Annotated in this window: 12 protein-coding genes and 1 tRNA gene; 11 read left to right on the top strand and 2 right to left on the bottom strand. The window is 64.5% G+C overall.

The window, feature by feature from the left end:
• Positions 1–85 precede the first annotated feature (85 nt).
• The 7 genes from V7Q39_RS15800 to V7Q39_RS15770 all read left to right on the top strand — a co-directional run bounded on the left by V7Q39_RS15800 (position 86) and on the right by V7Q39_RS15770 (position 4,302).
• Positions 86–1,699, top strand: a complete 1,614-nt coding sequence (locus V7Q39_RS15800; RefSeq protein WP_333817570.1) for an AMP-binding protein — start codon at positions 86–88, stop codon at positions 1,697–1,699.
• Between the two features lie 100 nt (positions 1,700–1,799).
• A complete protein-coding gene (gene infA / locus V7Q39_RS15795) occupies positions 1,800–2,018 on the top strand; it encodes a translation initiation factor IF-1 (protein ID WP_135450909.1) in 219 nt (72 codons plus the stop codon).
• A 1-nt stretch (position 2,019) separates the two neighbouring features.
• Positions 2,020–2,595: a Maf family protein gene (locus V7Q39_RS15790; RefSeq protein ID WP_333817569.1), complete on the top strand. Its 576-nt coding sequence runs from the start codon at positions 2,020–2,022 to the stop codon at positions 2,593–2,595.
• Positions 2,592–3,629 carry a ribonuclease E/G gene (locus V7Q39_RS15785; protein WP_333817568.1) on the top strand — a complete coding sequence of 346 codons (1,038 nt, stop codon included), beginning with the start codon at positions 2,592–2,594 and terminating at the stop codon, positions 3,627–3,629. Before V7Q39_RS15790 ends, V7Q39_RS15785 begins: the two co-directional genes overlap by 4 nt.
• Positions 3,626–3,802 (top strand): DNA gyrase inhibitor YacG, encoded by a 177-nt coding sequence (locus V7Q39_RS15780; RefSeq protein WP_333817567.1) that lies wholly within the window; start codon positions 3,626–3,628, stop codon positions 3,800–3,802. Before V7Q39_RS15785 ends, V7Q39_RS15780 begins: the two co-directional genes overlap by 4 nt.
• Before the next feature lie 61 nt (positions 3,803–3,863).
• Positions 3,864–3,939: transfer RNA gene (locus tag V7Q39_RS15775), tRNA-Phe, on the top strand.
• A gap of 183 nt (positions 3,940–4,122) precedes the next feature.
• A complete protein-coding gene (locus V7Q39_RS15770) occupies positions 4,123–4,302 on the top strand; it encodes a helix-turn-helix transcriptional regulator (protein WP_333817566.1) in 180 nt (59 codons plus the stop codon).
• A 245-nt stretch (positions 4,303–4,547) separates the two neighbouring features.
• Here V7Q39_RS15770 and V7Q39_RS15765 read toward each other — a convergent pair whose 3' ends face one another.
• Together V7Q39_RS15765 and V7Q39_RS15760 are read right to left on the bottom strand one after the other, a co-directional pair.
• Positions 4,548–4,955 carry an XRE family transcriptional regulator gene (locus V7Q39_RS15765; RefSeq protein WP_333817565.1) on the bottom strand — a complete coding sequence of 136 codons (408 nt, stop codon included), beginning with the start codon at positions 4,953–4,955 and terminating at the stop codon, positions 4,548–4,550.
• A 224-nt stretch (positions 4,956–5,179) separates the two neighbouring features.
• A complete protein-coding gene (locus V7Q39_RS15760) occupies positions 5,180–6,202 on the bottom strand; it encodes a LacI family DNA-binding transcriptional regulator (RefSeq protein ID WP_333817564.1) in 1,023 nt (340 codons plus the stop codon).
• Between the two features lie 277 nt (positions 6,203–6,479).
• On the opposite strand from V7Q39_RS15760, the gene V7Q39_RS15755 reads away from it, so the two are divergent.
• The 4 genes from V7Q39_RS15755 to V7Q39_RS15740 all read left to right on the top strand — a co-directional run.
• Positions 6,480–7,496, top strand: coding sequence for a sterol desaturase family protein (locus V7Q39_RS15755; RefSeq protein ID WP_333817563.1), 1,017 nt, complete (start codon positions 6,480–6,482; stop codon positions 7,494–7,496).
• A gap of 104 nt (positions 7,497–7,600) precedes the next feature.
• Entirely contained in the window at positions 7,601–8,572 is a 972-nt protein-coding gene (locus tag V7Q39_RS15750; RefSeq protein WP_333817562.1) for a substrate-binding domain-containing protein, read from the top strand.
• A 72-nt stretch (positions 8,573–8,644) separates the two neighbouring features.
• On the top strand, positions 8,645–9,637 hold the full coding sequence (locus V7Q39_RS15745; RefSeq protein ID WP_333817561.1) for an ABC transporter permease: 993 nt from the start codon (positions 8,645–8,647) through the stop codon (positions 9,635–9,637).
• Positions 9,634–10,126 (top strand): ATP-binding cassette domain-containing protein (locus V7Q39_RS15740; RefSeq protein WP_333817560.1); only part of this gene is annotated, 493 nt, incomplete at its 3' end. The genes V7Q39_RS15745 and V7Q39_RS15740, both read left to right, overlap by 4 nt.

Below are 10,126 nucleotides of genomic sequence, written 5' to 3'. Positions count from 1 at the left end.
CGGGCGAAAGTGGAAATCGAGGCGACCGCCGTCATTCCCGGCAAATAGGGAAGACGGCTGCAGGGTTTGGGAGGACCCGGGGAACATGCTTGGACCGACAGGACATACCGACAGCTTCACCCGCGATCGCCTGCCCGCGCCGGAGGATTGGCCGGAGATCAGGCTTGCGGGCTTCGACTATCCGGATTGGCTGAACGCCGGGGTCGAGTTGACCGATGCGATGGTCGCGAAGGGCTTCGGCGACAATACGGCGCTGATCGGCAATGGCCGCAGCCGCACCTACAAGGAACTGACCGACTGGTCCAACCGCATCGCCCATGCGCTGGTCGAGGACTACGGGGTGAAGCCGGGTAACCGGGTGCTGATCCGCTCGTCCAACAACCCGGCGATGGTCGCCTGCTGGCTGGCGGCGACCAAGGCGGGGGCGGTGGTGGTCAACACCATGCCCATGCTGCGGGCGGGCGAGCTGGGCCAGATCGTCGACAAGGCCGAGATTAGTCATGCTTTGTGCGACACAAGGCTGATGGAGGATCTGGTCGCCTGTGCCAAGGGCTCGCGCCACCTGCGGACGGTCGTGGGCTTCGACGGGACCGCGAACCATGACGCCGAGCTGGACCGGGTGGCGCTGTCGAAGTCGGTGAAGTTCGAGGCGGTGAAGACGGGGCGCGACGATGTGGCGCTTCTGGGCTTCACCAGCGGCACAACGGGCGAACCCAAGGCCACGATGCATTTCCACCGCGACCTGATGATCATCGCGGACGGCTACGCCAAGGAGGTGCTGGGCGTCACGCCCGAGGACGTGTTCATCGGCTCGCCGCCCCTGGCCTTTACCTTCGGGCTGGGCGGGCTGGCGGTCTTCCCGCTGCGCTTCGGGGCGGCGGCGGCGCTGCTGGAACAGGCGAGCCCGCCGAACATGATCGAGATCATCCAGAAACACCGCGCCACGGTCTGCTTCACCGCGCCCACCGCCTATCGGGTGATGCTGAAGGCGATGGCGGAAGGGGCCGACCTGTCCTCGCTGCGGGCCGCCGTCAGCGCGGGCGAAACCCTGCCCGGCCCGGTCTACGACGAATGGATGGCAAAGACCGGCAAGCCGATGCTGGACGGGATCGGCGCGACCGAGATGCTGCACATCTTCATCACCAACCGCTTCGACGACCACCGCCCCGCCTGCACCGGGCGGCCCGTCACGGGCTACGAGGCGAAGATCGTCGGCGAGGACATGGTGGAACTTCCCCGCGGGGAAGTCGGACGTCTCGCGGTGCGGGGGCCGACCGGATGCCGCTATCTGTCGGACAAGCGGCAGAAGAACTATGTCAAACAAGGTTGGAACCTGACCGGAGACAGCTTCTGGCAGGATGAGGAGGGCCGCTTCCACTTTGCCGCCCGCTCGGACGACATGATCATCTCTGCGGGCTACAACATCGCCGGGCCGGAGGTGGAGGCGGCGCTTCTCTCGCATCCCGCAGTGCTGGAATGCGCGGTGATCGGCAGCCCGGACGAGGAGCGTGGCCAGGTGGTCGAGGCGCATGTCGTGCTGGCGGCGGGCCACACGCCGGACGGGGTTCTGGTCAAGATTCTTCAGGACCATGTGAAGCGCACCATCGCGCCCTACAAGTATCCTCGCCGGGTGGTCTTTACCGATGCGCTGCCCAAGACGCAGACCGGCAAGATCCAGCGCTTCCGTCTAAGGACGTGAGGCGCACCAGAATCTGCTTGTAAATCGCCCCTTTCGGGGGCATATCGCCCGGCGGAAGCCTGCGGCAATCCCCCGCGGGCCCGTCTGCAATGGAGAGACCATGGCCAAGGAAGACATTCTCGAATTCCCCGGTGTCGTGAAGGAACTCCTGCCGAACGCGACATTCAGGGTCGAACTCGAGAACGGCCATGAACTGATCGCGACGATGGCAGGCAAGATGCGCAAGAACCGCATCCGGGTTCTGGCCGGCGACAAGGTGCAGGTCGAGATGACCCCCTACGACCTGTCGAAGGGCCGCATCAACTATCGCTTCAAGTAAGTTGCGCCTCGTTCTGGGATCGGGCAGCCCGCGTCGCAAGGAATTGCTGGTCGGGCTCGGGATCGTGCCCGACCTGATCCTGCCCCCCGACATTGATGAAGATCCCCGGAAGGGAGAGCTTCCACGACCCTATTGCCTGCGCCTGGCCGAAGAGAAGGTCCGCGCCGTTCCGGCGGGACCGGAGGATGTGGTTCTTTGCGCCGACACCACCGTCGCGCTTGGCCGGCGAATCCTGGGCAAGCCCGCCGATGCGGGCGAGGCGGCGGCCTTTCTGACCGCGCTGGGTGGGCGGCGGCATCAGGTGATCACCGCCATCGCCGTGCGGCGGGGGGGGCGGGTGCTGGTGCGCGAGTCGCTCAGCACCGTGAAGATGAAGCGGCTGTCGGACGCCGAGTTGAACGGCTATCTCGCCAGCGGCGAATGGCAGGGCAAGGCGGGCGGCTACGGTATTCAGGGGCTGGCGGGGGCTTTCATCCCATGGATCTCCGGGTCGTTCACCGGCATCATGGGCCTGCCGGTGGCCGAGACGGCGGCGCTTCTCACAGCCGTCGGCTATCCGGTCTGGAGGCAGGAATGAAGGGCCGAGTACTGGTTCTGGACGAGATCGGCGGTCGCCAGGTTGCGGCGCTGATGGTGGACGGGCAGCTGGAAGAGCTTGCCATCGACCCGGCGGACGACATGGCGATCCCGGGTGCGATATGTCGCGCGGTCGCGGATCGGCCGGTCAAGGGGCAGGGCGGTATCTTCGTCAAGCTGCCCGGGGGCTCGGGCTTCCTGCGCCAGATTTCCGGTGTCGCCCCGGGCCAGCGGCTGCTGGTGCAGGTGACAGGCCCCGCCGAGCCAGGCAAGGCGGTTCCCGTCAGCACCCGCCTCCTTTTCAAGTCGCGCTTTGCCATTGTCACACCGGATGCTCCCGGCCTGAATATCTCGCGCAAGATCAAGGACGAGGACCGCCGGGCGGAGCTGTCCGCCATGGCCGAGGCCGGGATGGCGGGCGCCGATGACCGGCTGGGCCTGATCCTGCGCTCCGGCTGTCTGGAGGCCGAGGACCAGGCCATCGCCGAGGATATCGCGGCGATGCGCGGCTTGGCCGAAGCGGTGCTGGCGGATATCAGCGGCCCGCCGGAGTTGCTGGTCGACGGCCCCTCTGCCCATGACCTCGCCTTCCGAGACTGGCTCGACCCGCCGGTGGACGATGCCGACACCGACCCCGGAAGCTTCGACCGCGAGGGCGTGACCGAGGCGCTGGAGGCCCTGCGCGGCCCCCGTGTCGCCCTGGAGGCGGGAGGGCACATGATGATCGAGCCGACCCGGGCGCTGGTCGCCGTCGATGTGAACACCGGTGCCGACACCTCGCCCGCTGCAAGCCTCAAGGCCAATATCGCCGCCGCCCGCGATCTGCCGCGCCAGTTGCGCCTGCGGGGGCTGGGCGGGCAGGTGGTGGTGGACTTCGCCCCGATGCCGAAGCGCGACCGGCATATCCTGGACCAGGTGATGAAGGCCACGTTCAAGACCGAGGGCGAGACCAATCTGGCGGGCTGGACCACGCTGGGCCTCTACGAGCTGACCCGCAAGCGCGATCGCCTGCCGTTGGCCGGGCTCCTGCCATGAGCTGCCCGATCTGCGGCAAGCCCGCGACCCCCGCCTACCGCCCCTTCTGCTCGCGCCGCTGCGCCGACGTGGACCTTGGCCGCTGGCTGACCGAAGGCTATCGCGTCCCGGCCGAAACCGAGGACGCGGCCGAAGACGCCATCCCCGACGACACCCCGCCAAAGCCGCATTGACGGGGCGTTTTCCCTCTGGACAGCCCCCCCCGCCTTGGGTATCACCCGCCCACCCAACGGTGCCCAGATAGCTCAGTTGGTAGAGCAGCGGATTGAAAATCCGCGTGTCGCTGGTTCGATTCCGGCTCTGGGCACCACTTAAATCTCTGAAATGTCTGAGAAAAATTTTGTTGCTCCAGCTTGCTGTCTAAGAAACGCTCTATCTGGGCTACACATGGGCTACATTGCGCTCTTGGTGAACAAGGATGGAGCCCGACAGATTCAGCGACGGGATGTGATCGCGCTTGGTCTGAAAATCCCAACAGCAGTTCTTCGCGATCATGGACCGCTACGGTGTTTCCACCGACAGCATCTGGCGCTGGAAGCGGGACGGGGTCTTTCCCGCTCCGGTCCGTGTCGGGCCGAACTGCGCGCGCTGGCGTGAAGCGGATCTCCTGGAGCATGAGAGCCAGCTTGAAGCATGCTTCACGCTGAGCCTGAACGCGCTTTGGGCAGCCTGACGAGTGCAAGAGCGTGGTCAGTGGCAGAGATTTGGGAACCGGCTGACCTCCCGCCTGCCGACGCCTCCTCCCGCGTCTAGCAGCTCACGCAGCGCTCGGACCCGGTCGGGCGTGATCCTCGGATTGCGCCCGCCAGAGATCACGCGAATGAACTCGATCCACGCCTCCTCGTTCTTCGTCAGCTGGTCCCATCGCCCCGTCAGTGCTGTGGGTAGCATGAATGCTAGGTCGTCGTCCCCCGGCGCTCATTTTCCGAAGATCCCGCGCAGCGCTGCACGCGCCCGTGCGGTGATCCTCGGATCGCTGTTGTTCGAGGCATCGCGGAGTTCCGCGAGCCAGCTCTGCTCGTTCACGGTCGCCGGGGTGCCGAAGATCTCGACGATTGCTTTCGCAGCCGTCGCACCCACAGCCTGGCCGAGCGCCAAACGCATCAGGGCCGGGTCGACTTCCCGCGCCTCCGCGAGCGAAGGCACCCGGTCGATCGGCACCTTGCTCCGCCCGTTCTTCAGGAGGGTCATCATGTTCGCGTTGGGGAAACCCGCTTCGCTGCCGATCTCAGCCTGGGTCTTACGATGCAACAGGTCGCGGATGCGGTCAGCGATCAGCTTTGCAGTAGCAGTATTCTGGTAGGGGTTAGTCATGTTCTCGCTCATGTGGTTGGTCACCTGACTTACCTACCGGATTGTGCAAACATGGTCGGGTGGGAGTTGCGTGGTGGGTCTTTGGGATTCTGTGGTCGCGCGAAGTCCTAGGAAATCAAGTATACCCTGATGGGGATGCGTCTAGCCCCAGCCGGTCGGGGACGTCTGAACCTGCCATTCCCTGTTCAATCAGGGTCTGGAACTGACCCAAAGGGGCCGCTCGGCCTCATCGACGATCACAGGTTCTCCCGCGTGTAGATCTCGAACGGGACGATGCTGCTTTGGTTGCTTCCAGGGGTTGAGCAAGCTCGGACCATTCCGTCGATCGTGTCGCGCGCGATGCGGTCCAGGGGGTGCGACATGATCATCGACATCGAGCCATCGAGCAGCGCCGCGCGGGTGACAGCGGTCAGGTCATGGCCAACCACGACCACCTTGCCGGCGAACCCAGTGCTGTGCAGGGCGGCGATTGCCCCGGTCACGCCACCGCCGTTCACATAGAGCCCGACCATGTCCGGGTTGCTGGCCAGGAGTGTCTCGGTGATGTCCTGCGCCACGTCTGCCGATTCGAACGTGGACAGGGGCTCAAGCAGGGTGAACTCGGGGGCGTATTCGCGGAAGTAGGATCGGAAACTGGCTTCGGAAATCTCCTGGTTGCGGAACCGGGGGTTACCGACCAGCATGCCGATCTTACCGGGCACCCGGCAGAGATGCGCGAAGGCCCAGGCTCCGGTCCGGCCCAGTTTCCAGTTGTCCAGGCCGATGTAGGACATCTGGCCCGTCGTCGGCAGGGGCGCGATCAAGGAAAAGACGGCAACGCCCTGCGCCTGGATCTGGCTCAGAGCCTCGGTGACAGTGGGATGGGCAGCCGACACGATGCCGATGGCACGGCAGTCGTTGGCCAGCGCCAGCGCCCGGTTGGCCGTATTCTGCGGCGAGAGATCTTCCAGGAACTCGACCCGAAGGTCCACTTCGGCCCCAACGGTTTGGGCAGCAGCGGCCTCCATCGCGCGGGCGATGCTCTGGTAGAGCGGGCGATGCGGCTGAAGGAGGAGGATGCCGAACCGCAGGCGGGGACGCGCCGCTGCAACGCGTGCGTGGATACTGCCCAGGCCGTAGAAGCCGATCTCCTCGGCGGCGCGCTGAACCTTCTCGCGGGTTGCCAGCCGCACGTTGGGTGCGCCGGAGAGCACCCGGTTGACAGTGGCGACAGATACATTGGCGGCCAGCGCGAGGTCGGGAATGGTTGGGCGGCGCATAAGGTATCCTGACATACTTCGTATCATTTAACGACTACTATGATACGAATGCGACGATTTGATGTTTGAGATATCATGACGGGTTGATTTGACTTACGTCAAGGCGCTTATCTCCGCCCCAGCAAGACGGGACGCGGGACCTGAGTCTCGACGTCCGCGGGAGGAAGGTTTCGGACTGCACGGGATGGGCCGCGAGCCCCGCCGCCGAGGGACAGGTTCCCTGGGGTGGAAATGCCTGTGCCTTTCGTTCCCCGACCGGGAAGTGAAGGGGACCAGGATGGACGATCTGCAATACGGCACCCGCAACAAGCGTGGCGACTGGGCTCCGGATGCGCACCTGGAGCTGCCGCCGTTCTGGCGTCGCCCGTTCAGCCTGCCCCGGGTCTTGGCCTGGATCCCGGAATACCTCTGGCCGTGGAACGCCTTCCACATGGCGACCGCACTGGTCTGGTGGTTCTACGTCGTCCCGGATGTCGAGGTGATGAAGACCCTGTCCTGGGGCTGGGCGCTCTGGCTTTACGCGGTGAACGCCGTCGCGATCTTCGTCTTCTACGGTTCGGTCGAGCTGTTCTGGTATGTGAAGAAGAAGCAGGGCACACGGTTCAAATACAACGGCAAGTTCCCGGCCGAGCAGCCATCCGATGTCTTCTGGTTCAAGAGCCAGAACATCGACAACTTCCTGCGGTCCTTCTTCATCTCGATCCCGCTCTGGACGCTGGTAGAGGTGGTGTTCCTCTGGGCATATGCCAACACCTGGGCCACCTGGCTGCCGTGGGAGACGCATTGGCCCTGGCTGGTCGTGTTGGCGCTTCTTTCCCCCGCGATCCACGAGGTGCATTTCTTCGCGATCCACCGGCTGATCCACACCCCCTTCCTCTACAAGTGGGTGCATTCGGTGCACCACAACTCGGTCAACCCTTCGCCTTGGTCATCCCTGTCGATGCATCCGGTGGAAGGGTTCCTCTACCACGCGGTCGCCTTCTGGCACCTGATCATCCCCTCGAACCCGGTCCTGGCAATGTTCCAGCTGCATCTCGCGGGCTTCGGGGCGGTGAACGGGCATATCGGCTTCGACAAGCTGGAACTGAGCGAGGATCGCACGCTCGATAGCCACGCCTATGCCCATTACCTGCACCACAAATATTTCGAGGTGAACTACGGCGGCGACGGGCTGATCCCTTTGGATAAGTGGTTCGGCTACTGGCACGACGGCTCGAAAGAGGGCGAGGCGCGGATGAACGCCCGCTTCCAGAAGAAGAAAGAGCGAATGAACGCCAAGGCAGTCCGCGGCTGACCCCCCAAGACATTCCACCAGTCGGTCGATGAGGCTGACCCGGTGATGAAGATCCCAGGATCAACACGCCGCCAGGAGAGGCGGCCCAAGGGAGGAGACGGAGAATGAGCTTCATGAGGACCTTCGCCAAGGTGATGGCGACCACTGCGCTGGTGGCGACTGGATCGGCCGCGATGTCGGCGGAAATCGCTGTCATCGGCGGCATAAACTCGGACCAGTTCTGGAACAAGATCAAGAAGGGCGTCGATGATGCCCGTCTGATCGTCGAAGCCAACGGCGGCAAGGTCGAGTATCTTCGGATGCAAAGCTACGACAACTTTGCAGCCGACGCAGCTGACATCATCCGCGTGGCGATCAGCAAGAATCCGGACGGCATCGCCATTCCCGACTGGGTCTACGAAAGCCAGGACCCGGCGATTCAGGAAGCCATCGCTGCCGGGATCAAGGTGATCCTGTTCAACGCAGGAACCATTGACAAGGCGCGCGAACTGGGCGCGATCAACTATGTCGGGTCGGACGAATATATCGCCGGCAAGGCCGGCGGTGACCAGTTGGTGAAGCTGGGCGCGAAGAAGGGCGTCTGCATCAACACCCTGCCTGGCACCGCGAACATCGAGGCCCGCTGCCAGGGCATGATCGACGCGATGACCGCCGCCGGGGCGACGGCGGAACAGCTGCCCTTGCCCTCGACCTCGTTTGGCGACCCGGCGGCCATCGCCGAAGCCGTGAAGGCCTATCTCACCGAAAACGCCGATGTCGATGGCGCCCTGACCATCGGTGCGGGCGAAGCGGACGCGGCTGCCGTGGGGATCGAACAGGCGGCCAAGACCGGCACGGTCAAGCTCGGCAGCTTCGACTTCAACGAGGCGACGCTGAGCCGGATCAAGGACGGCACCCAGGCCTTTGCCATCGACCAGCAGCCCTACTTGCAGGCTATGCTGGCCGTCACGCTTCTGGCCAGCCACATCGACTTTGGAACCGACCTGCCTACCGCCCCGGTCCTGACCGGCCCGGGCATCGTCGATGCCTCGAACGTCGACGCCACCATCGCCGGTGTCCAGATCGGCGCGCGCTGATCCTCCTCCTCCGGGGTCGGTCACTCGGTCGACCCCGGCCATTCTCCCCGCCCTCAAGACGGAGCCCTAGCGATGTTCTCGGGACTGCTCAGACGCCCCGAAGCGGGCGCACTTATCGGCCTGCTCGGCGTCACCCTCTTCTTTGCCATCGTCGGCGGGGTCGAGTTTCTGTATCCGTCGTCCATCGGCAGCTGGCTATCCCGCTCCGCGACGCTCGGGATCATTGCCATTCCTGTTGGCCTCCTGATGATCGCGGGTGAGCTGGACATCTCCGTCGGTGGAACAATCACTGCGGGCGCGCTGATCACCGCGCTCGTCTCGGGCTTCTACGGAGCTCCAATCCTGCTCGGCATTCTTGCAGCCCTCGCCTTTGGTGTCCTCGTCGGTCTGGTCAACGGCTGCCTGGTCATCAAGACTGGCGTGCCGTCCTTCATCGTCACGCTTGGCACCCTGTTCGCCGTCTCCGGGATTCTTCTGGGCGCAACCGTGGTGCTGACCGGGACCACTTCCATCGCAATCAAGGCCCCCGAGATCGTGAAGACGATCTTCGGCATGTATGTCGGCGGCTTCCAGGTGCTGATCCTGTGGTGGCTGGCAATCACGGCGGCCTTCTTCTTCTTCATGCACATGTCGCCCTTCGGCAACTGGGTCTTCGCGATGGGTGGCGACAAGGAGAGCGCACGGAATGCGGGGATCCCCACGAACCGGATGACGATCCTGCTCTTCGTCTTCTCCTCGGTCTGCGCGTCCTTCGTGGGCATGAGCCAGGCGATCCTCTTCCAGTCGGTCCAGGCGACCCCCCAGCTGACGCTGATCTTCAACACGATCATCGCGGTCGTCGTGGGCGGTGTCCTCTTGACCGGCGGCTTCGGCTCGGTGCTCGGCATCTTCTTCGGCACCATTACCTTCGCAGTGGTTACGCAAGGCATCTACTACACCGACTTCGACCAGACCTGGTCCAACCTGGTGATCGGCGTCCTGCTTCTTGGGGCAGTCTTGATGAACAACACCTTCCGCAAGATTGCCCTGTCCGCGACCACGAAGAAGAAAGGCCTCAAGGCATGACCGCCCCGATCCTGGCCCTGAGGGGCGTGAACAAGAGCTTCGGCCCCATCGACGTGCTGCACGACATCACGCTGGAGGTCCGGCCGGGCGAGGTGCTCTGCCTTCTCGGCGACAACGGCGCAGGAAAGTCGACGCTGATCCGCATCCTCTCAGGCGTGCACCAGCCCTCCTCTGGCCGGATCGAGTTGGATGGGACGACCATCAGCTTTTCCACCCCGCGCGCCGCGCAGGAGGCCGGGATCTCCACCGTCCACCAGTTCGGCGGCACCTTTCCCCTGATGTCCATCGGCCGGTCGTTCTTTGTCGGCGTGGAGCCGACAAAGGGCTGGGGGCCGTTCAGGACCTATGACCGCACGCGGGCCAACGCGATTGCCGTCAGGGCGGTGCAGGACATGGGCATCACCCGGATCACCGACGGCGACCGGCTGGTCGGCGGCCTCTCGGGCGGCGAGCGGCAGTCGCTCGCCATCGCCCGGGCGGTGCATTTCG

The sequence above is a fragment of the Tabrizicola sp. genome (assembly GCF_036781545.1).
Classification (GTDB): domain Bacteria; phylum Pseudomonadota; class Alphaproteobacteria; order Rhodobacterales; family Rhodobacteraceae; genus Tabrizicola.
Note: the sequence above shows the minus strand (reverse complement) of the source record. Positions and strands in the feature narration are given on the sequence as shown.